This is a genomic window from Vibrio sp. RM-69-4, from assembly GCF_024743775.1.
In the GTDB taxonomy this organism is placed as follows: Bacteria; Pseudomonadota; Gammaproteobacteria; order Enterobacterales; family Vibrionaceae; genus Vibrio; species Vibrio anguillarum.
Genome location: NZ_JAMQXI010000007.1, coordinates 98479 through 124151, shown reverse-complemented (window position 1 = coordinate 124151; position 25673 = coordinate 98479). Strand labels below are relative to the sequence as shown.

The following is a 25673-nucleotide window of genomic DNA, read 5'->3' as shown; positions in this document are numbered from 1 at the left end:
ATTTGCAAACGCATTTATGTGTCAGTGAGCCTTATTGTAATTAGGCAATGAAAGAAAAAAATACATTATGGAAAACCAGTAGTGCCAGTGTCACTGTGCTACTGGTTTTGCCGATCTTAGCCATCTTTATTACCGCTGCGGGACAAAGTGATGAGGTTTTTTCTCATCTCATGTCAACAGTGATGCCCACCTATACCTTTAATACCGTCGTATTAACGTTCAGTGTGATGGGGCTTTCTTTGCTATTTGGCATTCCCAGTGCTTGGTTAATGGCGATGTGTAGGCTGCCTACCGAACGCATTTTACAATGGGCTTTGGTGTTACCACTTGCGATGCCCGGCTATATTATCGGTTACATCTTTACCGGTTGGTTTGACTACGCAGGCCCAGTGCAAGTGTTACTTAGAGATCTTACTGGCTGGGGCGCAGGTGATTACTGGTTTCCCGACATTCGCAGTTTGGGCGGGGCAAGCATTGTGCTTGCGCTGGTGCTTTATCCATATGTTTACCTACTGTGCCGTGCAGCATTCATGGAACAAAACGTCTCCTTATTGCAATCCGCTCGTCTATTAAAATGCTCTCCGTGGCAGAGTTTTCGTCTGATTTCACTACCGCTTGCACGGCCCGCGATGGCGGTTGGCCTCTCCTTAGTGGCGATGGAAACTGTGGGTGATTTTGGTACGGTGAGTTACTTTGCCGTTAATACCCTAACGACTGCGGTGTATGACACTTGGCTCGGTTATTCTAATTTGAATGCGGCAGCGAAAATATCCGCCATCATGTTGGTGATTGTATTATTACTGCTGAGCGCAGAGCGCTATAGTCGTCGTAAACAGAAATTATTTCAAAGCCAATTTAACAGCCATGAAGATTTTCGCTATCAGTTGCAAGGTTGGAAAAAATGGGCCGCTTTGTGTTGGTGTTGGGGGCTAGTTGCGCTCGCGTTTCTTCTGCCTTTATTGCAGTTGGCCTCATTCGCTTATCATTATTTTTCGAAAAGTTGGACTTCGGAGTTCCAAGACTTTGCGATCAATAGCTTAACGGTTTCGTTGACGACAGCGCTGGTGGCGGTGTTGATTGCTTTGGTCGTGAATTTTTGCCATCGGTTGAACGCCAACGGGGTGACTTTAGCGTTTATGCGCTTGTCTTCTATGGGTTATGCGGTTCCCGGAACCGTGCTAGCGATTGGTGTGATGGTTCCGGTACTGTTTATGGATCATTGGGTCAATGATGTTGCTAAAGCGATGCAATGGGGGCGACCGGGTCTTATCTTTTCTGGTTCGATGTTTGCTATTATTTTTGCTTTAGTGGTGCGTTTTTCGGCCGTGGCGATTGGTAGCATAGAAAGTAGCCTCAATAAAGTCTCACCTTCTTTGGATATGGCGGCTCGAACTATGGGTTATCGATCGAACGCTATGCTGTGGCGAGTTCATCTGCCATTGATCCGCCGTGGTACGCTTATCGCTGGGTTGTTGGTGTTTATTGAGTCAATGAAAGAGCTGAATGCCGCTTTGTTATTGCGTCCGTTCAATTTCGAAACCTTGGCGACCTATGTTTATAACTACGCATCGGATGAACAATTAGAAGTGGCTGCTTTGTCTGCGATACTCTTGGTCGCGGTTGGTTTAATTCCACTTATCGTCGTTAACCGTTCACTGGAGCAAAATCACTGATGAGTTGTGCGCTGTCTATCCATGATTTGACTTGCAAATATGAAAACCAAACGGTTTTACAATCACTGTCGCTGGAAGTCAAACAGGGAGAAATCGTCTGTTTATTAGGAGCAAGTGGTTGTGGGAAAACGACCTTATTGAAAGCTATTGCGGGTTTGCTGCCGCTTAGCTCTGGGGTGATGAGCCTTAATTGTGTGACGATTGACGATGGTCAACATTGGTTGCCACCGGAAGCGCGAAACATAGGGATGATTTTCCAAGATTATGCGCTGTTTCCTCACTTAACTGTTGCGGAAAATATCGCGTTTGGATTGCGTCAACTCTCTCAAACCGAGCGCAAAGCAAAAGTCGAAGAGATGTTGGCATTAGTGCACTTAGCTGAGCTGGGGGATCGTTATCCTCATCAACTATCAGGTGGGCAGCAGCAGCGAGTGGCGATTGCTCGCTCCTTGGCGTATAAACCGGATCTACTCCTGCTTGATGAGCCGTTTTCCAACATCGATACCCAAGTTCGCCATGAGTTGATCGGTGAAATTCGCAACATTTTTAAAAAGCAGGGTGTGACGGCTATTTTTGTGACCCATAGCCGCGAAGAAGCTTTTGCTTTTGCTGATAAAATGGCGGTAATGAACCACGGTGTGATTGAGCAATATGGTACCGCATCAGAGCTGTACTACCAACCGTCGAGTAAATTTGTGGCCGATTTCTTAGGTGGTGGAAGTTATTTAAGCGCCAAACGAATTTCAGAATGGCAATTTGAGACCGATTTAGGTGTAGTTGACGCCAAAGCTCAGCAACCCATTGAGCTTGAAGCCAAATGCGAATTACTACTGCGGCCACAACACATTCAAATTAGTGCGCAGCAAGAGAGCAAAGTCCGCGTGTTAGAGCAGCAATTTATGGGCGATCACTGCCGTTATGTGATTGATGCGTATGGCAGTAAGTTGCTGGCGAGTTCTTCACAGCCGTTGAGCGTTGGGCAAAATGTTGCAGTCAGCATTGATACGCAAGGTGTGTTGGCTTTTTAAAAAAAGCCCGGCATGACGCCGGGCAAGTGTTCTTCATCGATATACCTACAACCTCTTCATACTGTGCGGGTATAGCGACTCAAATTTGAGTCGAAGTGGGTAAAAGCTATAACGATAGAAAATCTTTCACCTGTTGAAGAACACGTTCTGCAGTGTCTTTATCCGCCATTTCGGCAAAAATGCGTAGCAATGGTTCAGTGCCAGAGAAACGAGCAATAACCCAGCCGCCGTTTTTAAAGTAGACTTTGGCTCCGTCTTCGTAACTGACTTTCTCAATCTCATACTCAAATTGAGGCAACTGTTTCTCAACGTAGATTTTGTTATACAACGGCTCTTTTTGTGCGGCTTTAAATTTGCAGTCACCTTCTGCGGTGTAGGCGTAACCGTATTTCGCGTAAATTTCCCCCAGTAATTCGGAGAGTTTTTTACCTGTCACGCTGATCATTTCAACCAACAAACTCGATGCAAAAACCCCATCTTTACCTTTGATGTGTCCACGAATGGTTAAACCGCCGGAGCTCTCACCACCAATCAGTGAATCATCCGCTTCCATTTGTGAGCTGATGTGTTTAAAGCCAACGGGGACTTCAAAACTTTTCTCATCGTGGTCAGCGGCAATTTTATCCAGCAGGTGGGTGGTGGCGATGTTACGCACTACGGAGCCTTTCCAACCCTTATATTCAAGCAGGTAGTAGTAAAGCAGGATCAGTACTTCATTAGGATGGATGAAGTTGCCTTTCTCATCAATAATACCAAGTCGGTCTGCATCACCGTCGGTACCTATCCCAATATCGTAACCTTCTGCGGCCACTAAATGTTTGAGACGATAAAGCGTCGCTGCATTAGGGGAAGGCATTAAACCGCCAAAATCGGGGTTTTTGCCATCATTGATCACATCCACATCGCAGCGGCCATTGATCAGAACCGTCTGCAATGCATTTTTCGCGACGCCAAACATAGGGTCAATCAACACACGCAGGTTGGCTTTTTTGATCGCTTCAATATCGATAAAATTGATGATTGAATCCACAAACTCATTCATTGGATTTATGATGACAATCGATTTATCTTGCAGCGCTTGTTCAAATTCGACGTGTTTTACATCGGCAAGCGTCAGTGACGCGATTTGTTGTTCAATCTTTTGTGTGATCACTTCATCAGCGTCTCGTCCACCTTCAATGAACACTTTAATGCCGTTGTAGTCCGCAGGGTTGTGGGATGCCGTAATACACGCCGAATAGGCGCAATTCATCTCTTTGGCCTTGAACATCACAATTGGGGTGGGAACAAACTTATCGATAAAGCTTACCACCACGCCATTCGCTGCTAAGACTTGCGCAAACCAACGTGCGGCTTTGTCAGAAAGAAAGCGGCGGTCGTAGCCGATAACGAACCCGTTGTTAGCCACATTTTCGTGGTTAATGATGTTGGCAAGTGATTGAGCCACTAGACAGACGTTGTCTTTGGTAAACTCTTCACCAATAAAGGCGCGCCAGCCACCTGTACCAAATTTGATCATAATAAAATCCTTGTGGGACGAATGTTGAGCCTCAGCTCCTTCGCGCTGAGGCTCAAATCGCGTTAACCGAGAATAACCACTACATCGTTGACACTGCCTTGTGCCATGACAGGAATCACGCCTTCTACTGCTTCGCCATTCACTGTGATTGTTTTCACTCCTTTACTAACGGAGTTCGGGTTTTGCACTGTGATGTTGTAAGTCGCGCCGCGCCATTGGCGAGTTACTTCAAAACCAGGCCAATTGGTAGGAATGCATGGGTCGACGACTAGGCCATCAAAACCTACACGAACACCCAAAATGAAGTTGGTGACGGCAAAGTAGGCCCAACCAGACGTACCTGTTAACCATGGATGGTTTGCACGGCCGTGATCTTGGTGATCTCGTCCCATAATGAACTGCACGTATGAGTAAGGTTCGGCAACGCGCTTTTCAATGATGTCGTTTTGGTTATAAGGGTTTAATGCGTCGTAGAACTTCATGGCTCGATCACCACGGCCGAGCTTAGTTTCTGCAACCCATGCCCAAGGGTTTGGATGTGAGAAAATAGCGCCATTTTCTTTAACACCTTGATAAACACGAGTAACGAAACCGATATCATCATTAGGGGTTGAGAAGGAAGGTGCGTTCAGATGTAAGCCGTATTCCGAGAATAGATTCTCATCAACGGCATCCATCGCTTTTTCACCACGCTCTTGCGACACTGCGCCCGATAAGACGGCAAGTGTGTTTGATTCAAGGTGAACTCGACCTTCGGTTTGCTGAGCAGTTCCTATCTTGTCGCCATTTTTCGTCAGGCCACGGATATACCAGCCACCTTCTTCATCCCAAAGGTGAGTTTCGCAAGCTTCACGTACGTTCGCCGCCATTTCGGTATATTTCGCAACATCCTCTGCATTGTCACGGTATTTTGCAAGGTCGATAAACTCTTGCAGCGCCCAAAAGTGGAGGAAAGAAACCATAGATGATTCGCCACCACCTAAGTTCAAGCAGTCGTTCCAGTCAGCGCGTAAGCCTTTGCAGATACCTGTTTGCCCCACGTATTCTGCTGAGAAGTTAAGCGCCGCCTTCATGTGTTCGTAAACCGTTGCATTGCCACCATCGGCGTAAGGGATCACTTCATCAAAGAAGGATGTTTCACCCGTTTCCATCACGTATTTACAGATGGTTGGAACGAGCCAGAGATGATCGTCAGAACAGGTATCTTCAATGCCGTGGATCTTATCTTCATCACTTGGCGTTGGTACAACGGTTGGCGATTTTGATGGTTTGACATCCGCTTTTTCTGGATCAAACCAGTCAGGATCAAATAGGTGTAGGCCATAGCCCGCTTTGACTTGACCACGAAGCAGATCAACCAAGCGTTTACGGGTCATCTTCGGGTTTGCGTGCGGTACTGAAATGGCATCTTGCGCCGTATCACGGTAACCAAGACCAGTACGACCGCCCACTTCAATGAAAGAGGCAAAGCGAGACCACACCACACACGTTTCCGCTTGATAAAGCGTCCAAGTGTTGATCATGGTATCAAGGCCTTCATTCGGTGATTTTACTTGGAATTTCGCACAACGTTCATCCCAATGCGCTTTGATCCCAGCAAAAGCGGCATCGACATTAGCCAAGTCTTGGTACTTAGCCCGCAAACGCGCGCCATTGCCTTTACCAATTCCCAAAATATAAGCAAAGCGAACTTCTTCACCTGGTTGGATCACAAATTGTTTGTGCAGCGAGCCGCAATGGTTGTAGCAGGTTTGCGCGCTGTTCGAGCAGTGACCGCGTTCTACTGCAATTGGATTGGCTTCGTCACGATACAAGCCGAGGAAGGTATCGCGTTGGCCATCATAAGAGTCTGGATCAAACGTCGAGGCTAAGTAGTAAAAGCCTTCGAAATCATTGGTGTTGTAGTAAAGATCGTACTCAATCACACCCGCGTGATAAGCGGTACCTGCAGAGTAAAGCGACATCTGATGGTTTTGGTTATCGGATTGAATGTGACTAAAAGAGAATTCAACAAACGAAAAAGCGCTGATAGTGCGAGTCTCAGTGGAATCGTTTTTAATGACGACATCCCAAATTTCAGCATCTTCGCCTTTCGGTACAAAGAGAGTTTTAGTGGCAGTAATGCCGCTGTAGTCACATTTGAATTTGGAGTAAGAGAGGCCGTGGCGGACTTCATACTTCGCTTCTTCTAAGCTTTTTGCTACGGGTTGCCAAGAAATAGACCAATAGTCGCCAGTTGCATCGTCACGTAAGTAAACATAGTGCCCCGGGCGATCAAAAGAAGCGTTCGGGCGAAATTTGGTAACACGGTTATATTCTGGTGAATTGTAAAAAGAGTAACCGCCCGCGTTATGAGAGATCACGGTGCAGAATTTTTCTGTCCCTAAGTAGTTGGTCCAAGGCGCTGGAACGTCAGGGCGTGTGATGACATATTCACGATTGTCGTTATCGAAATAGCCGTATTTCATTGTCATTTCCTTTTAAACAAACTGCGTCTTTTGCAGCCAAAAATTATGCTAGTGAAAACCAAGGAGAGGTAATGCCGACTCCAAGTGTTGTGTTTATTTCCATGGTGCTCGGTAACGGATGCCTTGCTTGTCCAACATAGGCAGATGTCCTTTGAGCCGTGACAGATAATCTTGCCAATCACGATGCACTTTATGGGTCCATCCTGCTTCGGCGAGTGCAGTTAAGCGTGGGTAAATCATGTATTCCATACGCTGTGGGTTATTGATTAATTCACACCATAAAGCGCACTGAATACCGAGAATTCGCTTACGGAGTGGATCGTTTTCGGGCACTTCGGCTAAGGGTTCATAGCGATAGGCTTTTTCTAATGGGGTGACACCAGCCCAGTCAACGCCCGGTTCTTCTGGTGCATAATCTTGAGCAATATCCAGATACGTGTACTGACCGGGTTGTAAAATCACATCAAACCCCTGTTTCGCGCAGTTCAATGCCGCCGCTTCAGAAAGCCAAGAGTAGATAACAGTATCTTTACTGACCTTATTGCCATGATGCGCTTCTTCCCAGCCGACCATGCGTTTGCCAAGCGTACGCAGTTTTTGTTCGGCATAACGTAGTAAGTGTCCTTGTAATTCTTTGGCCTCGGTATAGCCATTATCAGCCATCAGTTGTTGACATTTAGGGCTGTTAATCCAGACCCCATCGGGCACTTCGTCGGCACCAATATGGATAAAGGGGGATGGAAATAGCTCAGAGACTTCTTGCAAGACGATATCTAAGAACTCATACGTTCCTTCAAGGGCGGGGGAGAGGACGTTATCGTTATAATATTGAATGCTGCGATAGTGTGATTGATCCTCTTTATCGGCCAGCAGATGAGGCAGAGATTTGATCGCGGCGCGGCAATGTCCGGGAACATCAATTTCAGGGATCACTGTGATACCACGCTCTTGAGCGTATGCGATAACCTCTTTGATCTCTTGTTGTGTATAGAAACCACCGTGGCGCTGCGTTAACAAGCTGTATTGAGGTTCGAGCACTTCATCAACCCCTCGCCATGCACCGATGTCGGTGAGTTGTGGCAGTGCTTTAATTTCGATACGCCATCCTTCGTCATCGGTCAAATGCCAATGGAACGTATTGAATTTGTAATGCGCTAATTGGTTAATAAGCCGCTTAACTGTCTCGATTCCATGGAAATGGCGCGCACAATCGAGCATCATGCCTCGGTACTTAAAGCGTGGCGCATCACTGATTTTGACGCAGGGGACTAACCAGGATTGATCTTGAACTTGGATCAACTGCAACAGGGTCGCGCTAGCATACATAAAGCCTTGATGGCCACTCGCCTCTAAGCGAATGCCGGTACGATCGACGTTGAGTTGATACGCGCCCTCGTCAAAGGTCGGGTTAGTGCGGTAGATAATATCAGCGCTGCCAATGGGTTTGGGCTGAAAATCAAATATACGGTTGAGTTCCTGTTGTAACCAAGTCGCAGCTTGCTCAGCGCACGTGGATTGCAAGGTAATCTGGCTCGAAGTCGTTAAGGTGTAATGCCCTGTGCCGGATTCAATCTTGTTTGGTAATGGAATGAGGCTGAGGCTCGCAGCTTCTGCTACAGGTATTTCACTGCGCTCACGATAAGGCGAGGCGAGAGCAATCGGGGTTACGATCACATCATGACGTTCGATCGGTTGCTCGCCATTGCATTGAACAAAGGCGTGCTTTACGCCATCAGTGTAAAAATGGAAAGGGGCGGTTTTGATGCTAAATTCACAGTAAAAATGTGAGTTTGCAGCAAGCACGGTCATATCTGGCGTTAATGAGCAGAAACTGCCTATTTGCACTACGTTGCCATGGGTGATGCTGTCTGGCTGAATGAAGCGATCAATCACAAAATGTAACGACCAGTCTTTGAGGTCTTGATCGCTTAAGTTATGGAACGTTAAACCAAAACGGCAAAATTGCTTCTGTTCTGAGAGTACCGCAAAGTCAATTCGATAGCTCATAGTAATTCCTTAATACAAATTATGCTCGGCTTTGCCGGCAAACATAATCGCGCCTTCGATAGCGTCGAATTGAGGTTGAACAATCCACTGCTGTACCGGTGGAGAAAGCCAATACAAGATACGCTCTGCAATGCTACCCATGAGGCAGATCCGCTTGGCTCCTTTGTTATGAAGAGCGACAAGAAACATTTCGATGTCTGCCGCGGTTTGTTTGAGAAGCTCGATCGCCAGCGCATCACCTTGTTGTGCTAGAGAAAAAATAACGGGAGAGAACTGGCCATAGTCGCGTGGGAGTGCGGTTTTTGACCATTCGACAATCTGATCAACATCGTGGTTAAAATGTTGCATCACATGAGCGCTTAATAATGAAGGTTCGCCGATACCATCTGCAATGAGCAACACGCGCTGGATTAGGCGTAACCCCATGATGGCACCACTGCCTTGATCGGATATGGGAAATTCTCGGCCACCCACCACATGCTGCTGCCCAGCGTGTAAAAATAGGCCACAAGAGCCCGTTCCCGCGATCATAATTGCGCCATCTTCACCATTATGAGCACCAATACAGGCACCGTAAGCATCTGTGTTGAGCGTTAGTGAAGCAAAAGGATGTGTCTGAGACATAAACGCATGCCATGCGGATTTTTGTTCTGCACCAGCCAGAGCAAGACCCACGTGCATCTGAGCAAAATTCTCTTTCGTCAGCCCGCTTTGGTGCGCCGCTTGAGTAATTGCATCAATGATCGCCTGCATGGCAAGTTCCACACCCAATAAAATATTGGCGCTACCGCTTTTCGCTTCACCTAACAGCGCGCCTTGCTCGTTGCGGATGCGTGCGCGACATGATGTGCCGCCTCCATCAATACCGACATAATAAAAAGTCATGATTGCCTCTCTAAGTCTGGTGTTGAGAAGTGGCAAAACTGGGTTGTGATGGCCAGCAGATACCAAGCACCATGAGGAATCCATTGCTCAGCCCAACGCCAGTTTTGTAGCATGTCATCCTTCTGTTTCGCTGGGTTAAAAGCGATATCTTCTTCATCTTCAAAACCGCCTGTAATGCCATTACACACTCCCCCTTTGGCATTAAAAAAGCCTAGGTGGGGGAGGTAGTCTGGATTGTTGCGACCGTGCCCATCGAGCATGCACATATCGTATGGATTTAATCCGATAATCCAGTTCAATGCATTTTGTGCAAAGGTGGTTAAAGGGGCGTGCAGATCTGCGTTGACGAAGGCTTGGGCGCGATAAGCCATACACGCGAGCGATCCTAAACGCGCATTTTCGCCTTGCCACCAGTAGCCGGATTCATTGTCGTGAGCGACAAAAAATGCGCAGCGTTTGTCGCCATTCACAGGTTTTACATATTGGCGTGGGTAGCCAAATGGGTTACTGACTTGATGAGTGATGGTGAGCTCAAAGCGGCAAGCATTCTCAATCACTTGAACGACCGATTGTTTGAGGTGTTCTTCCGTTTCAATCTCGAGATATTCGCACAGTGCAATCACTGGTAGTCCAGCTTCGGCGGCGTGATAATAAGGACGAGTGGCATCACTATTGGCTGCCCAATAATGAGCGATGTTAGCGTCGCTGTGTTGATAAGCGCATAACCTTTGTGCCCAAAGACGACACTCAAGTAGATAATTTGCTTGATGAGTTGAGCGGTAGAGCTCAACCGATGCAAGCAGAGCGCAATAGGCATCAATGATGTTCTCTTGACCATCGTCGAGATAGCGCGTGTTATTTTCTTTTAAATGCCAGTAACCATGCTCCGCCGCTGTTAAATAGTGTTCTGAGGTGAAATCACCGTGAACATCTAAACGTGCTGCCACCGCAAGAGCGGCAATCGCAATGCCTCCCCCTTGACGAAATCCGGCTTGATAATCGTCAGACTTGTGGCCAGATTGAGTGGCATAGGCGCAGATCTCTCGCTGCTTAATGTCCTTGCTCCATTTGTCAAAGACCGTTGTATAAAAGAACCCCTCGGAGTTTTGCATGCGGATCAGAAAATCAGCACCAAATAACGCCTCTTCCTTAAGGCGAGTGCGAGAAAATGCAGCAAAACTCGAGTGGTGTTCTAGTTGTGCCAATCCCTTTAGCATATTCCAAACCACCATTGGGGTTTGTTGAGGGTTTAAATAGTTGGCGTAAGAAAGGTGACTCAGATACTTACTGACGTCACCGGAAGCGTCGTACCAGCCACCGTGTACATCGGCAGTGGTTGATGTACCAAGCAGTGGTACGAGCTTATCTTGCTGGTCGAAAATGCCACCACAACGTTGTGATTTGAAGTAGTGCAATACATCAGAAAACGTTTTTTTCATCAGTATCCCTTCACCAATTTCAAAAATAGGGGAGTGGGTATTTTCAAAACGCAGGTAATACTGCCCTGAAGTGGTGTATTGAGAAAAGTCGATCGTATAAAAGCTACCTAAATGCCAATGTGCGACTTTAGCTTGTGGTTCAACAACGAAAGTCGACACCGTTTGATGGCTGTTTGCACAAACAAGCAGGGCGATATCGGAAGAAACACGGAGCGTGTTACTCATTAGTATCGCCTGTTTGGGCCCTTGTGGCTCATAACCAATATGGTTAATCAGTAGCAGCATTAAACATCTCCAAGCCAGATCTTTGATTTCTCGTCAGCACTCAACCCGTCGGGGGCGTGTGCTGACTTTGTTTTATAGGTTTACCTAAGGTATTGAAACCGATGAGGTTATGTCAGCGGCTTCAATACATTAAGGTGTGCGTTAGTGATTATTCAAATAAGTAACAACGAACAAAGTGGTTATCAGACAACTGAGTCACCGCTGGAAGTTGTTCACGACATTTGTCACTCGCCTGCATGCATCGACCAGCAAAAGGACAGCCTGTTGATACCGGGGTCCAAAGTGGAATTTCGCCTTTGTTCCCTTTGAGCTTCTCGTGTATCGATTTACTAGGATCGGGTACTGCGGAAACCAATAGTTGAGTATATGGGTGCTGAGGATCGTGAATGATCTCTTCGGTATCGCCCCATTCCACCATATGTCCGACGTACATGACGGCTAAGTCTTCGGCGATGTAGCGTGCGGTGGCGATGTCATGCGTGATATAAAGCAGCGACATCTGCTTTTCAAACTTCATCTCTTCCATCAGGTTGAGAACACCCGCACGAATCGACACATCCAACATGGAGGTTGGTTCATCAGCCAGTACCACTTCGGCACCAACCGCGATATTACGCGCTAAGTTGACACGTTGGCGCTGTCCACCAGACAACTGGTGCGGATATTTCGCGGCTGTTTCTTTTGGTGGAATAAGGCCGACTTGTTCCAGTAAATCGTGAACGCGTTCTTCTAACTCTCTCTTATTACCTGACGTCACTTTTTTATGGATAAGCAGTGGACGAGCAATATGATGAAAAATGGTATGAGTTGGGTTGAGTGAGCCAAACGGATCTTGCCATACCATCTGGACGCCTTCGCGATAGTGCATCAGGTCACTGCGTGAAGTGATGTCTAAAATATCGCGCCCTTTGTATTCAATTACACCGGATGTTGGGGCGTACATTTTGGCAATCATTTTAGCGGTTGTTGATTTGCCAGAGCCTGATTCACCCACGACAGCCAAGCCGCGGCTTTTGAACATTTTGAACGATACGTCGTTTATCGCTCGCATCATAGGTTGTTTTAGGGTGTTACTGTTGATTGGAAAATCTTTAACTAGATTTTTCCCCTCAACCAGTAATTCACCGAAATTTTTGCTCATAATTGTCTCCAGAAATTTTTGTAATACAGCTTGTGCTCTACAGTTTCACTTGAGCAATTGGGTCACCGTAAAGGTGGCAACTGGAGAAGCGTCCAAGCTCTATTTGGCGCAAACTCGTTGGAATTTTGGTGCAAGCTTCATGTACGCGATCGCAACGAGCTTGGAAACGACAACCTTGAGGTATATCCAATAAGTTCAACGGGTTACCTGGTATTCCAGTTAACTTCGTTTTAGGGCCTGTCAGTGGAGGGAAAGAACTACCCAGCCCTTTGGTGTAAGGGTGGAAAGGGCTTTCCAGAATCTGTTTAGAAGGAGCCACTTCAATTAATTCACCGGAATACATGATGCCAATTCGATCGGAGAACTCGACCATCAACGACAAATCATGGGTAATGAACAAGATAGAGAAGCCAAACTCTTCTTTCAGCGCATAGATTTTTTGCAATATTTCACGCTGGACAACCACATCAAGTGCCGTAGTCGGCTCATCCATAATGATCATTTTAGGATTGAGCGCGAGAGCAATTGCAATCACCAAGCGCTGACGCATACCCCCAGAGAATTGGTGTGGGTAATCGTTTAAGCGACTTGGGTGAATATCGACAATTTCTAACAAACCTTCAGCGCGGCGTTTAGCTTGTTCACGAGTCATGTTGGTATGGCGCATGATCACGTCACAAAATTGCTCTTCCATCGTCAATACTGGGTTCAAAGCGTTCATCGCACTTTGAAATACCATCGACATTTGGCTCCAGCGAAAGGATTGCATGCGTTCATCGCTGTATTTAATGATATTTTCACCATTAAAAATCACTTCCCCGCCAGTAATAAACGCGGGCGGCTTATGCAGACGCATCAGTGAAAATGCGATAGTTGATTTACCACAGCCAGATTCACCAGCAAGGCCAAATACTTCGCCAGGTGCAATGTCAAAACTGACGTTGCTGCATGCTCGAACATCACCGGCGTCGGTAATGTAGTCAACGCATAGGTTACGGATTGAAATAAGTGGGTTTGTCATGATTATTTATCTCCGCTCCAAAGTGCATTTTGTGGTGGCAGGTCAGGCTGACGCTCTTTCTTGTCTTGCTCTGCGAGTTTTTTCCAACGCTTCATTCCTTTGTGTGAACGCAGTTGTGGGTTGGCAATTTCATCGACCGCAAAGTTCAGTAAAGCCAGACCAGTAACGAGCAGAGTCAAAGCAATACAAGGAGCAAGCAGTTCCCACCAAGCGCCAATCAGCATAGAAGAGGACGTTTGAACGTTGTACAACATGATGCCCCAACTGATGGTGTTTGGATCGCCAAGACCAAGGAAGGAGATAGTAGCTTCCATCATGATGGCGTACATCACTGAACCGATGAAGCTAGCGCCAACGATGGAGATGAGGTTAGGTAGAATCTCAACGAAAATGATGCGCCATGATGATTCACCCAAGACTTCTGCTGCTCTGACAAATTCTTTCTCACGCAGTGCGAGGGTTTGTGAGCGTACGACCCTAGCGCCCCAAGCCCAGGAGGTGCAGCCAATGATGAGTGCAATGGTTAATGGGCCTGCCTCTCCAATAAATGCCGCGACCACGAATAAAAGAGGATATTGCGGTATCACCAGCATGATATTCATAGCGGCGGTTAGAATGTCATCGACCTTACCGCCAAAGTAACCCGCAGAAACACCAATCACAGTCGCAAGAAAACAGACGGTCATTCCTGCACCAAAACCCACGGCGAGTGAGACTCGTGCGCCATACACCACTTGTGACCAAACATCGCGTCCCATACGAGAGGTGCCTAGCACATGCTCTTCACCTTTTGAGAGTAGTAAGGTGCGGCGGTCAGTCGCCAAGTTTTCAGCAATCCAGCCATTCGGATCTGCTTTAGCGGCTTTGACGACGAACGATGGGTACTCGTGTGGATTTCCGGTACGTTTATCTGGCGCATGTTTGGTGATCAGTGGCGCAGCAAGGGCGATGAATAAAAATAGGCCCAAAATAATGACACCGACCATGGCAACGGTATTGCCGCGAATGAGTTTAATGAGATCTTTCATGATTATTTACCTCCCTTGCGTAGGCGAGGGTCTAGTACGACATAAAGCATGTCCGCCAACAGGTTAAAGAACAGCATAAAGAGCGTCATAATCAGTAGCTGCCCTTGCAGAACTTGGTAATCACGAGCGTTGATCGCATTAAATAAAACACTGCCAAGGCCAGGATAGTTAAAGATAATTTCAATGATGAGCTGGCCACCGATAGCCATACCCAAAGACATCGATAGAGCGGTGACACTTGGCAATAAAGCATTACGAGCGGCGTACTGGAAAACCACACGGTTTTCGCTGAGCCCTTTCCCTTTCGCCATCGTGATGTAGTCTTCAGCGAGCAGGTTAATCATGTTGTTACGCATGTTGACGAGAAAACCACCGATTTGTACTAGAGACGCACAGACAAGAGGCAAGAAAGCGTGGTATGCCACATCTTTAATGAATGTCCAACTTGTCCAATCTGGCATCGTACCAGCAGTGTAGGCATAACCCGTAGGGAACCATTGCAAGCCGATAGCAAAAGTAAACATAGCGATCATCGCAATAACCACTTGCGGAACGGCTTGTATAACCAACATCCCTGGGGTAATAAACGTATCGTAACGACTGCCTCGTTTCCATGCGGCAAAAATGCCCAGTAGAGAACCGATTGAGAACGAGATCACAACCGCAGTACCCGCTAGGAATAACGACCAACCAAATGCACTCCCCAGTAATTCATTGACACTTAACGGATAGAACTTAATCGACGTGCCTAATTCCCAACTTAGAATGCTTTTTAAATAGGTCAAATACTGTACGGGTAACGGACCATCAACGAAACCGAGAAGCTGTTTCATCGCTTCGATTCGTTCTGGCGTTACTTGCGTTGTTGCGTTTGCGAACATCATGGTCACTGGGTCTCCAGGCATGGCTCGCGGAATAATGAAGTTCAATGTTGCTGCAACCAGCAACGCGATAAAATAAAATGACAAACGTCTTAAAAAATAACCCATAACTCACACCTTACTCACCCAGTTTTATCCTGTACCTGGTTTCAGGTCGCTCCTAGCGAAATTTAGAGCGAAAAATCCCCTAACGACGAGCGTTATACGTTTGCTAGGTATTTAGGGGATTTTATTTAGCGGCGCACGAAGTACGCCGCAAGGAATGAACTTCTACTTACTTAACTGGTTTTAGGTCCAGTACGTGTAATAGACGCTCAGGGATACCAGCCCAAATGTTTGGACGACCCTTAGGATTTTCTTCGTTCCACCAGCCGCTAAAGCGTGCGGTGTTGTATTGGTACATGTAAGCACCTGACATTACAGGGATGGTAACTTGGTCTTCAGCAATGATTTGCTGAATTCCGTGAGCGATTTCTAGCTGCTCATTTTTATCCGCTGTTTTATAGAAGCTGTCTAGTAAAGTATCTAGCTTGTCGTTTTTGTAGAAGTGCATTGCAAAACGAGGCATACCGTCACCTTTCTGTAGTGCAGAATTGTATGCACTGTTCCAATATAGATGTGGGTCTGCGCCGTGGAAGTAGTTGGTGTAAGCGACGTCATAAGTACCTTCAAGCATTGCTTGGTTATAAACCGCAAACTCTGGAGTACGTGCACGTGCTTTAATACCTACTTCAGCAAGCTGTTCAACAGCAAGTTGTACTGTGTTGTTGAAGTCAGTCCAGCCATTTGGTGATTGAACAAGTAACTCAAAAGGTTTACCTGATGGAGTATCAACAAAACCGTCTTTGTTCACGTCTTTGAAGCCCGCTTTAGCAAGCAGTTTTTTCGCGCCTTCAACATTGTACGTGTTGTAGCCTTTGTATTTATTGTGGACGTTTTCATCAGACCAAGCTTGGAACGCATAGCCTAAGCCTGAAGCGAAGTCATTAACGGTACCGCCGCCGTAGAAAGCGATGTCGATAATAGTTTGACGGTCAAGAGCCATCGAGAATGCACGACGGAAATCAACGTTGCTTAGCGCTTCATTTTTCACTGCATCTGGATTTTTGAAGTTAACGACAAATGCTTGTGTACCTGATGGCGGATACCAGTAGTGGTGGCTAGGGCTTGCCGCGGCATAAGTACGGTCAATATCTGGAACGAATGAAGAGGTCCAATCGAGTTCAGAGTTAACAATTTTACCTAGCAATTGGTCATTGTTTGCAATTTGAGGTACACGCAAACAGTCAACCTCAAGATTTGCAGCATCCCAGTAATTCGGGTTACGACATTGGATGTATAGCTGTGGAGTGAAGGTGTCGATTTCAGTAAACGGACCAGTACCTACAGGGTTCTCGTTGGTGAAAGTCGCTGGATCTTTCACATCTTTCCATACATGCTCAGCAACGATAGGAACTAACGAGATTTCATAAGGTACGTTTGAGTTAGCTTCACTTAAACGGAAACGGATTTGGTAGTCGTTCAGTTTTTCTACGCTCGTTACCCACTTGTTGATACCGCGTTGGTCGAGTTCAGGTTTATTTTTCAATAAGCCATAAGAGAACACGACATCGTCCGCTGTAAATGCTTGACCATCTGACCATTTAACACCTTTACGGATATCAAAAGTAACACTCATTAGGTCATCAGACATTTTAAAGCCTTCAGCCAAACGCATAACGGGTGTATTACCATGCATTTCGTTGAAGATGACCAGTGGTTCATAGATGAAATCAGTGGTCGTACGTAGGTTTGTTGCTAGATACGGGTTAAAGTTACGTACCATTGTAGGGTAGAAATCAGGTACGATCGTTAGCTCACTGCGTGCGGCTGCTGGAGCTGAAAGGCTCGCTGCGGCGGCGATTACTGCAGCGGCTAGCGCTGTTTTTTTAATATTGGCAAGCATAGCTGTTCCTTACTATTTGCTTTCATTTCACTAATGGATATGAATGTCATCAATTGATAAACACTCTCCAAGGCCTACCTCATTGCGTGTTAACAAACCGGAGGAGTTGGTCAACATGAGTGGCCTGTAGACCTTTGGCAGGAGTAAGAAGACACCTTGGAGAGAAAATTATCAATTTGAATTCCCGTTAAAAACGTCAATTTGCAGAAAGTGACCGTTATAAACGTCAATTTACCATCTTTGGTTTGATTTTTACTCTCATTTAGGTCAGTGATCTGCCTCTCATACTCAATTCGATTAACTTATAGTTGTAAGCGCTCGCTATCTTTTTATCCCTTTATTTTTAATGTTTTTTTATTTTTTTTGTATCATGAGATCTTGCTCACTTATAGTTTTATCGTTAATTTTTTTACTTAAATTAATTCTGCCGAATTGTTGTGATTCGGTTCGCAATCTGGATCTTTATTCATCTTCAATTGAAAATCTGCTGGTGAAATTGCCTAGAAATCAGTTTTTACTTCCAATTTTTATCATCATTTTCCCTCTTTTTTTCTATTGAGAAGTAAGGTTTGTAATACGCAGTGAGTAAGGCGTACCAGAGTAATGGATGCTTGAGGTTAACATTGATTAAATTTAGCTAGTCATAACTCTGGATGCATCAATGGGGTGGTTGTCCCGTTGATGGTCATGGAAATATAGTGATAAAAAAGCCTGCAGAGTGCAGGCTTAATGGTGTTGATGTACTTAGAGTGATGAGGTCAGTAGCTTTTGCAATTTATCGCGCTGCGCTTCGATGTGAGAGCGTTCAGGGCCGTGCTCCTGACAATGTTCAAGAATGTAATCTAACGAATTAAGAACGGTACGCCAGCGAGGTGTTTTAGGCAGTGTCTCGATACGTAAGTACTTATCTAGTGTCCGAGTCTGTAATGTGCTTCTATCGAGATACACTCGCCATAGCCCACTCTGCTCTGCAAAGGTAAACTTGCTTTGGTTACTGACCCGTTCCCAGTAATCTAAAGCACTGGTCATTGCTTCAACCAGTACTTCGCGCATTAAATCTTGCTTAGATTGACTCTCTCCCGATACTTTGTCGGCGATACGTGTGAACTCGCCACCGAGTTCTTTGAGCTGCTGCAGTTTTTCTTTATCGCCTTCAAATGCGTAACTGGATAGCGCTTCAATTGCGGTTTCAAGGTTATTGATGCGCGCTGCATTGATGTTTCCACCCACGTTAAAGATGTACATAGCCTGCAACCCAGAGCCATCCGGTAGTCGTAACACATCAGCAGACATATGTTGACGTGTATCTTCGACATAGATATCGATATTACCGCAGTAATGCTCTTGCTCGACGACTAAGTATTTGGGGGCGATGAGTTCTTCCGCATTTGAGCGCTTTAGTTGTTCTTGGCTGCGCTTAAATAACCGAGCAGCCGCTTCGTTCGCAAAGCGGATTTTATGATCGTCTCGAATGCAAATAATGGCCTCAGGAGCGGATTCGAGCTGCTCTAGTAGACGGCCTTGGGTTTCCAATAAACTGGCCTCTACCATTGCTCTATGCTTCAGCTCTTGTTGCAGTTGGTTGTTCTCAATACGTCTTTGTTCAGCTTTGCTAGCCGTTAAATGCGCTGTAATACGTGCAGCGAGCTCTTGCTTATTAAAAGGTTTCGATAAGTAATCGTTCGCTCCCGCTGCAAAACCACGAACTCTATCGTCAGTTTGATTTAATGCCGTCAACATAATGATAGGTAGCTCGGCATGATCGTATGTTTCTCTTAACTTTTCACAGACTTGGTAGCCGCTTAATCCTGGCATCATAATGTCGAGCAGTAGAAGTTCCGGTTTTTCTTTTTCGACCGCGCTAATGACTTCATTGCCATCTTTAGCGGTGCGGACTTGATAGCCTTCTAAACGTAGGAAGCTGTCTAGGACACGCAGATTGACGGGTTCATCATCGGCTATCAGTAGCACTGGGCCTTCTTTATTTTCAGGCAGTGAATGCATTTCAGGCAGTTCAATGTCTGAAATGGTCGGAGATTGGAAATGGCCAGCTTCCATATAGCTTGTCGACTCAATTTCCGCTTTTGATGCTAATGGTAAGGTAAAGCTGAATGTCGTACCGACCATAGGTTGGCTACTGACATAAAGCGTTCCTTGCATTAATTCGATCAATTGACGGCTGATCGAAAGGCCCAAGCCTGCGCCTTGTCGATAACGACTGGCATCTTGCCCTGCTTGAATCAGTGGTTCGAAGATGTGTTCAAGTTGTTCAGCAGGAATGCCTTGCCCCGTATCGACAACTTGGACACGAATCTTGTCATCAACCACATTGGCTGAAATGACAATTTTCCCTTCAGTCGTATATTTAATGGCGTTTCCTACAAGGTTATAAAGCACTTGCTCTAATCGTTGTGGATCGGCAGAGACCCAAATACATTCATCAGGGATTTGGTTTATTACGCGAATGGGCTTTTTGTTGAGTAGATGGTTAGACAGCTCTAACACTAAGCGTGTTGCGCCGGATAGATCAACAGCACACTGTTTGATATCCAAGCTGCCATAGCGCATCTTATGGTAATCGAGTAAGTCATCGACCAAGTTTGTCAGCCGTTGTCCACTGCTGATGATTATGCCTAATTGATAACGATGATCGGCGGTGATAGTTCCACTTGACCCAGAGATCAGTGCTTCTGCAATACCGACCATACCGTGCAGCGGTGTTCTTAATTCATGTGACGTTGTGGCTAGGAATTCATCTTTTAGTTTGTTAGCGAGATGCAACTCATCGTTCTGTTTGCGAATTAATTGAATGTTGCTTTCGAGCTCTTTATTTTGCGCTTTAATCAGCTGCATTTTTTCTCGGATTGAACGCTGCATACGTTCAAAACTCACTGCGAGTCGACCAATCTCATCTTTACGATCGGTATTGATAACATTTTCATCTAAATCCCCAGCTGAGACTTTTTCTGCCGCCCAAGTGAGCTTCAGTAGGGGAGAGGTAATAAAATTAGAGAGATAATGTGAAGCGATGACGACTAAAATAATCGCGGTTAGCATGGCGAAAATAAATAACTTCTCAAGCTGATGAACTCGCGCATAAGCCTCTTTTTCTGGTATCTCTACCACCAAGGCCCAATTGATGTTTTTGTTTGCAACAGGTGCATAGGCGGCAATGGTTTTCTCATTCAATGTATTAGTGTAAGTACCAACGGCACTCAATCCAGAAAGCGCAAGATTGATCACTTTTTGACTAGTCTCGATTTCTTGCTGCGTGTAAGAGAGTATTCGAGAATGATGATCTTGCCCGACCAGTAAAGTTCTTATTTGCGATGTCGCATTGGTGTCAGCAACGAGCTTTGTGATGCCATTATTTGGTAGGCGGAACATGGCGTAGCTGTGCAGGTAGCCCTGTTGAATAATGGGCGCGCCAAGCCAAGCAACTGATTGCCCTTCTTGTTGTGAAAAATCAGAAATAATGACTGGTGTATATTCTTCATTGATTTTTCGTTGTTCGCCAACTTGCTGCTCTAACTGGCGGAATGTTTTACCCAGATTGCTATCTTTGTATTTTCCGGTCAGTAAATTCGTCCCATAGTTGTCGTGCTTATAAACGGAATAAACGACATCACCATCGAGATCCACCAGTAAAATATCGTCAAAATCAGAACGTTTAAGCAGTTCTAAATACGCCCAATGATAGCGTTTGTGCAGTAGGCGATACCGTTCACTGCCTACATAGCTGCTCGATTGTGGCAATATTGACGTTTTTATCTGATCACCAGAGCCAGGAATATAACGCTGCTGGGCATGCTCACGAGCTTGATCAATATCCAGACCAAGTCTTTGGAACGCATTGACTAAGCCGTAAAAACGCCCTCCACTGGCATAAGCTAACTCTGAACGAACAAACCCCATCACTTCTGATTCTTTGGCCGCGAGGTAATCGAGAACTTGCTGTTGCTTGGTGTCTCTGACTGACAATAAGTGAGACGTGCTTTGTTCTTGAAGATCTTTAGTGTGTGATTGCAGAAAAAAAATGGCAGTCACAGTTAAAGGCGTGATGCTCAAAACGAGAAAAGCCAGCATAAGAGTATTTTGCAGGCGCTTAAATTTTTGCTTACGAGAGAACCTAAACATAGAAAAAGGCATTACTTTCCGTGAGGCTTTAACGGCATGAGGTAGTCGTTAAAGTGAATGAAAAAAACAAAGAAAACCTAAAGTGACGAAATTAACGAGTTTTTTTACTTTGACAAGTAAGTCCTGTGGAAAGCGTGGTCACTAACGCAAAATTCGTAAAAATCATCCAGTTTAGTGACCAATTGAGAGTGGATTGCACTTATTGTTGCGACTTTTGTAATGTTTTTTTTGCGTGGTAAATGATGAATTTGTTAGTTTTATTTAACACCTCGCAATGACCATAAGCCTGTTCAATCAGCGGGGTATATTTAAGAAAACTGTTGGCCACAATAAAAAGTTCGCCTTTCGCGGTTTGATGGCTTGGTGCGTTAGCCAGTAAAGCTTCTGTCGCACTATAGCTGGTCTCTAATCCGGAGTGGAAAGGGGGGTTTGAGACGATAAATTGATAATCTTTAGCGGTATCTGAGTAGACATCAGAGGCAAATACATTCCCTGATATGTTATTCGCTATCAAGGTTGCTTTGGTTGATTCAATCGCAAGCGCGCTGATATCGCACAGTTCAATCTCGATATCTGGGTTTAATGTGGCCATTACTGTACCCAACACACCAGCACCACAACCAAAGTCGAGAACTTTACCTCTTAGTTTAGGCAGTGTATCGAGTAACAGCTGGCTGCCGAGGTCAAACTCGCCATGACTAAATACGCCAGGTAAACTTTTTACAATCAGTGAGTGTTGCTGATACTGCACCTGATAAGTTTTGAACCAGCCTGCAATTTGGAAGCTTGGTGGCTGCTGAGTGCATTGCCCCCAATAGAACGAACAGCGTCGAGCTGAATCATACTTTTTAACCACCCCATAAGCTGCAAACATTTTTTCAATGCTTTTTATGCCCGAGCGGTTTTCACCTACCACCACAATCTCAGTCTCTTTGCCCAGTTTGGCCAACAGCATTGCAAGCAGATATTCAGCTTCCTGCTTCGCTTTGGGCCAGTAAAGCAGAATCATGTCAGCATCGGTTTTTTGCTCAAATTGAGCGCCAAAATGACATGTAATTTGCGGATAGGATTCGAGTTGGCGGTAGTAACCATAATGAGTGGTGAACACCGAAACAGAGCGACAATGATTAGCTAACTCTACAGGAAATAAATCCTCCGCTTCTCCAGCCACTAAAAGATGTTTTCCTTCGAAATAAGCAAGCTGACGCTGGGCAATTTGACTTGGTGCGGTGTAACTGGACATAGTAGGCTCTGCGCTAAAAAAGAGGGGCAGATTCTCGCACAGTCTGCCCCTTGCTTCTAGCTTGATCGTCAGTAAGTCAAAAGTTAGCTATTATCTTGTTGATTGAGAAAACCTTTAAACTCTTCCTCATAAATATTAAACAGCACCATAGTGATGGCAAAAATAAGTGGGCCGTAAATTAACCCAATCAGGCCAAACAGCTGAATACCACCGAGCAGAGAAAAGAAGATCATTAATGTGTTCATGCCCGCGCTCCCTTGCATTAAAAAGGGCCGCAATAAATTATCAATTGAGCCAACAATGATAACGCTCCAGAGGGCCAAGAATATGCCCCATGTGCTATCTCCGGTTAGAAAGAGATAAATAGTGGCTGGAATCCATATCAGAGCAGTACCGACAACCGGAATAAACGAAGCAAACCCCATCATGGTGCCCCAAAATAACCCAGGGAAACCGGCGAGCCACATACCAAACCCACCCGCAAAGCCTTGCGCTATTGCGGTTAAAAATGACCCCATGACAGCCGATTTGGAGACTTGCTCAATTTCGCAGAGCAACCTGTCTTCTTGACTACGCGACAATGGCAAGATGTGCCTAAGAGCGCTGATGAGCTTATCGTGATCACGGAGTAGGAAAAACAACACGAACAGCATTAAGAAGAAATCCATCAAAAAACTGGTCGCATCACCCAGCACTTTTGCGCTAATACTGACCAAGTTGGTGCCAAATGAACTGGCAAATTGCCCCACTTTTTGTGCGATTTGTTGTGGCTGAATTTCATCAAAGGGCAAATATTGATTCGCAATGGCGAGTCCTTTGACAATCCAAGGATGAGCAAAGGCGGTTTGAATGCCACCATGGGTGACCCATTGGTACATGTTCTGAGAAAATACCGACCCTTGCTGCACAATAGCAGCAAAGACAAACAGCAGTGGAATCACAATAATAAACGTCAAAATAATACACGAGAGAAACGAGGCTGTATTTTTGTATTTGGGGATTTTTCGTTCGAGCCACTCATGAATGGGAAACATCAATAACGAGATGATGAAAGCCATGACAATCGAGTTGATATAAGGTGCAATCAACAGATAACAAGCAATAGCCGCAGCGACAAGTGCCGCAATGAGCACCCAGTGACTAGAGGTGATTTTCACTTTTTCTGACACGTTGTTAATCCAACCTTGTAAAGTAATAGGGTTATAATGACTGCAAATCAGCGTGTTATCAATGAGGAACTGATGAGATGGGATGTTGTGATAATGAAAAAGGGTGTCAAAACCAGCATAAAAAAAAGTTGAAGCTACCGTGGTTTGCCATCAGCATGATGGCGTTGGTCGTTTTAGTGATTTATTACTGGCAATGATAGCTTGCTTATTGAGTCTGAAATGAATAAAGGGCTGATCTACAGCCCTTTATAATTATGATGAGTCTGCCTAATGGTGCTTATTCCGCTTGAGCTGCCATCATCGCAAAGCAGCGATCGGCCGCTTCTAATGTCGCTTCAATTTCTTTGGAGCCGTGCGCCAAAGAGGTAAAACTTGCTTCAAAAGCTGAAGGCGCTAAATAGACACCATGATCGAGCATCAAATGGAAGAAGCGCTTGAAACGTTCAACATCACATTTTGCGACTTCTTCATAACAGGTGACGCGTTCTTGATCGGTAAAAAAGAAGCCGAACATGCCACCAACTTGGCTGACCAGCAAAGGAATACCGTGTTTGTCTGCGAGTTCTTTGAATCCATCAGCCAATTGCTTTGTTTTGGCCGCGAGACGTTTTTCATTGCCTTCTTCTTTTAGAAGCGTCAAGCAGGCATAACCCGCAGCCATAGCCACAGGGTTACCTGATAGCGTACCAGCTTGGTACACCGGGCCCGTTGGAGCGATGTATTGCATCACATCACGGCGTCCACCAAAAGCGCCAACAGGCATACCACCGCCAATCACTTTCCCTAGCGTTGTTAAGTCTGGTTTGATGTTGTAGTAAGCCTGTGCACCACCTAGTGCAACACGAAAACCTGTCATTACTTCATCAAAGATCAACAGAGAGCCTTCTTGGTCACAAATCTCACGTAAGCCTTCATGGAACCCTTCTACTGGTGGAATGCAGTTCATGTTGCCCGCGACCGGTTCGACAATAATGCAGGCTATTTGGTCTTTATTGGCCGCGAACAATTCACGTACAGATTCTAAATCATTAAAAGTGGCGGTCAGTGTATGTTTAGCAAAATCAGCAGGCACACCAGGAGAGCTTGGTTGGCCTAATGTTAAGGCGCCAGAGCCTGCTTTCACTAGCAAGCTGTCTGCATGACCGTGATAGCAGCCTTCAAATTTTAAAATTTTATCGCGGCCAGTGAATCCACGAGCTAAACGAATGGCGCTCATCGTCGCTTCGGTACCGGAACTGACCATACGCAACTGTTCCATTGATGGAACCAGCTCAGAAACTAATTCTGCCATATCGATTTCCATCTCGGTCGGCGCACCAAAACTGAGACCGCGCTGCGCTGCGCCTATCACGGCTTCACGAATGACCGCATGGTTGTGGCCTAGTATCATTGGCCCCCAAGAGCCGACATAATCAATATAAGCTTTGCCATCAGCATCAAAAATCAACGGGCCGTCTGCGCGGTCGATAAAAATCGGCGAGCCACCAACTCCGTTAAAAGCACGTACAGGAGAGTTAACTCCACCGGGGATTGCACGTTGTGCCTTTTGATAAAGCTCTGCTGATTTGGTCATGGATTTATCCTCTTCTGCTTGTTCGGACCAGTTGGTGTCGCATTGTATACCCAAACTCACCAAAGACACTTTTTTTCACTCATTTTCTGAGCCCATTCACAGCCAAATAAGCGCCGTATAGTGTACAACTCACGCGACAGTGAGTGTTTTTTCAGTGCATAATGCCTCGATAGTTGGAGTTTTAGCTTAAGTGACGGTGAATACTTGAACGAATAGGTCAGGTATTAGATA

The 25673-nt window shown here is 45.7% G+C and carries 16 protein-coding genes; 2 read left to right on the top strand and 14 right to left on the bottom strand.

Features of this window, described 5'->3' with window-relative positions:
- Positions 1 to 47 precede the first annotated feature (47 nt).
- Together NB504_RS00560 and NB504_RS00555 are read left to right on the top strand one after the other, a co-directional pair.
- Positions 48 to 1673: an iron ABC transporter permease gene (locus NB504_RS00560; RefSeq protein WP_258428076.1), complete on the top strand. Its 1626-nt coding sequence runs from the start codon at positions 48 to 50 to the stop codon at positions 1671 to 1673.
- Entirely contained in the window at positions 1673 to 2701 is a 1029-nt protein-coding gene (locus tag NB504_RS00555; protein WP_017048375.1) for an ABC transporter ATP-binding protein, read from the top strand. The genes NB504_RS00560 and NB504_RS00555 overlap by 1 nt, the downstream gene beginning before the upstream one ends.
- 106 nt (positions 2702 to 2807) lie before the next feature.
- On the opposite strand, the gene NB504_RS00550 is transcribed toward NB504_RS00555, so the two are convergent.
- The 14 genes from NB504_RS00550 to hemL all read right to left on the bottom strand — a co-directional run bounded on the left by NB504_RS00550 (position 2808) and on the right by hemL (position 25442).
- Entirely contained in the window at positions 2808 to 4220 is a 1413-nt protein-coding gene (locus tag NB504_RS00550; RefSeq protein ID WP_064624434.1) for a phosphoglucomutase/phosphomannomutase family protein, read from the bottom strand.
- Between the two features lie 62 nt (positions 4221 to 4282).
- Complete coding sequence (locus NB504_RS00545; RefSeq protein WP_029388442.1) at positions 4283 to 6688, bottom strand: GH36-type glycosyl hydrolase domain-containing protein; 2406 nt, start codon at positions 6686 to 6688, stop codon at positions 4283 to 4285.
- Positions 6689 to 6781: 93 nt separating this feature from the next.
- Positions 6782 to 8695, bottom strand: a complete 1914-nt coding sequence (locus NB504_RS00540; RefSeq protein ID WP_258428075.1) for a beta-N-acetylhexosaminidase — start codon at positions 8693 to 8695, stop codon at positions 6782 to 6784.
- A gap of 9 nt (positions 8696 to 8704) precedes the next feature.
- On the bottom strand, positions 8705 to 9580 hold the full coding sequence (locus tag NB504_RS00535) for an N-acetylglucosamine kinase (RefSeq protein WP_088720902.1): 876 nt from the start codon (positions 9578 to 9580) through the stop codon (positions 8705 to 8707).
- A complete protein-coding gene (locus NB504_RS00530) occupies positions 9577 to 11304 on the bottom strand; it encodes a glycoside hydrolase family 9 protein (RefSeq protein WP_258428074.1) in 1728 nt (575 codons plus the stop codon). The genes NB504_RS00535 and NB504_RS00530 overlap by 4 nt, the downstream gene beginning before the upstream one ends.
- 148 nt (positions 11305 to 11452) lie before the next feature.
- Positions 11453 to 12445, bottom strand: a complete 993-nt coding sequence (locus NB504_RS00525) for an ABC transporter ATP-binding protein (RefSeq protein WP_013857643.1) — start codon at positions 12443 to 12445, stop codon at positions 11453 to 11455.
- A 37-nt stretch (positions 12446 to 12482) separates the two neighbouring features.
- Entirely contained in the window at positions 12483 to 13466 is a 984-nt protein-coding gene (locus NB504_RS00520; protein ID WP_013857642.1) for an ABC transporter ATP-binding protein, read from the bottom strand.
- Between the two features lie 2 nt (positions 13467 to 13468).
- The gene (locus NB504_RS00515) at positions 13469 to 14494 is read right to left on the bottom strand and encodes an ABC transporter permease (protein ID WP_258428073.1); all 1026 of its coding nucleotides are present in this window, start codon (positions 14492 to 14494) and stop codon (positions 13469 to 13471) included.
- Between the two features lie 2 nt (positions 14495 to 14496).
- On the bottom strand, positions 14497 to 15483 hold the full coding sequence (locus NB504_RS00510) for an ABC transporter permease (protein ID WP_017043028.1): 987 nt from the start codon (positions 15481 to 15483) through the stop codon (positions 14497 to 14499).
- A 166-nt stretch (positions 15484 to 15649) separates the two neighbouring features.
- Positions 15650 to 17320, bottom strand: a complete 1671-nt coding sequence (locus tag NB504_RS00505; protein ID WP_017043029.1) for an ABC transporter substrate-binding protein — start codon at positions 17318 to 17320, stop codon at positions 15650 to 15652.
- Positions 17321 to 18064: 744 nt separating this feature from the next.
- Positions 18065 to 21457, bottom strand: a complete 3393-nt coding sequence (locus NB504_RS00500) for a response regulator (RefSeq protein WP_309303430.1) — start codon at positions 21455 to 21457, stop codon at positions 18065 to 18067.
- A 199-nt stretch (positions 21458 to 21656) separates the two neighbouring features.
- A complete protein-coding gene (gene rsmC / locus NB504_RS00495; RefSeq protein WP_258428071.1) occupies positions 21657 to 22700 on the bottom strand; it encodes a 16S rRNA (guanine(1207)-N(2))-methyltransferase RsmC in 1044 nt (347 codons plus the stop codon).
- 83 nt (positions 22701 to 22783) lie between these two features.
- The gene (locus tag NB504_RS00490) at positions 22784 to 23869 is read right to left on the bottom strand and encodes an AI-2E family transporter (protein ID WP_094128743.1); all 1086 of its coding nucleotides are present in this window, start codon (positions 23867 to 23869) and stop codon (positions 22784 to 22786) included.
- Positions 23870 to 24146: 277 nt separating this feature from the next.
- Positions 24147 to 25442: a glutamate-1-semialdehyde 2,1-aminomutase gene (gene hemL, locus NB504_RS00485; RefSeq protein WP_258428070.1), complete on the bottom strand. Its 1296-nt coding sequence runs from the start codon at positions 25440 to 25442 to the stop codon at positions 24147 to 24149.
- Between the last annotated feature and the right edge of the window lie 231 nt (positions 25443 to 25673).

Bases quoted from the DNA above. Each gene is read 5' to 3' on its own strand.
- NB504_RS00560 (WP_258428076.1), top strand. From the start codon at position 48: ATGAAAGAAAAAAATACATTATGGAAAACCAGTAGTGCCAGTGTCACT.
- NB504_RS00555 (WP_017048375.1), top strand. From the start codon at position 1,673: ATGAGTTGTGCGCTGTCTATCCATGATTTGACTTGCAAATATGAAAAC.
- NB504_RS00550 (WP_064624434.1), bottom strand. From the start codon at position 4,220: ATGATCAAATTTGGTACAGGTGGCTGGCGCGCCTTTATTGGTGAAGAG.
- NB504_RS00545 (WP_029388442.1), bottom strand. From the start codon at position 6,688: ATGAAATACGGCTATTTCGATAACGACAATCGTGAATATGTCATCACA.
- NB504_RS00540 (WP_258428075.1), bottom strand. From the start codon at position 8,695: ATGAGCTATCGAATTGACTTTGCGGTACTCTCAGAACAGAAGCAATTT.
- NB504_RS00535 (WP_088720902.1), bottom strand. From the start codon at position 9,580: ATGACTTTTTATTATGTCGGTATTGATGGAGGCGGCACATCATGTCGC.
- NB504_RS00530 (WP_258428074.1), bottom strand. From the start codon at position 11,304: ATGCTGCTACTGATTAACCATATTGGTTATGAGCCACAAGGGCCCAAA.
- NB504_RS00525 (WP_013857643.1), bottom strand. From the start codon at position 12,445: ATGAGCAAAAATTTCGGTGAATTACTGGTTGAGGGGAAAAATCTAGTT.
- NB504_RS00520 (WP_013857642.1), bottom strand. From the start codon at position 13,466: ATGACAAACCCACTTATTTCAATCCGTAACCTATGCGTTGACTACATT.
- NB504_RS00515 (WP_258428073.1), bottom strand. From the start codon at position 14,494: ATGAAAGATCTCATTAAACTCATTCGCGGCAATACCGTTGCCATGGTC.
- NB504_RS00510 (WP_017043028.1), bottom strand. From the start codon at position 15,483: ATGGGTTATTTTTTAAGACGTTTGTCATTTTATTTTATCGCGTTGCTG.
- NB504_RS00505 (WP_017043029.1), bottom strand. From the start codon at position 17,320: ATGCTTGCCAATATTAAAAAAACAGCGCTAGCCGCTGCAGTAATCGCC.
- NB504_RS00500 (WP_309303430.1), bottom strand. From the start codon at position 21,457: ATGTTTAGGTTCTCTCGTAAGCAAAAATTTAAGCGCCTGCAAAATACT.
- rsmC (WP_258428071.1), bottom strand. From the start codon at position 22,700: ATGTCCAGTTACACCGCACCAAGTCAAATTGCCCAGCGTCAGCTTGCT.
- hemL (WP_258428070.1), bottom strand. From the start codon at position 25,442: ATGACCAAATCAGCAGAGCTTTATCAAAAGGCACAACGTGCAATCCCC.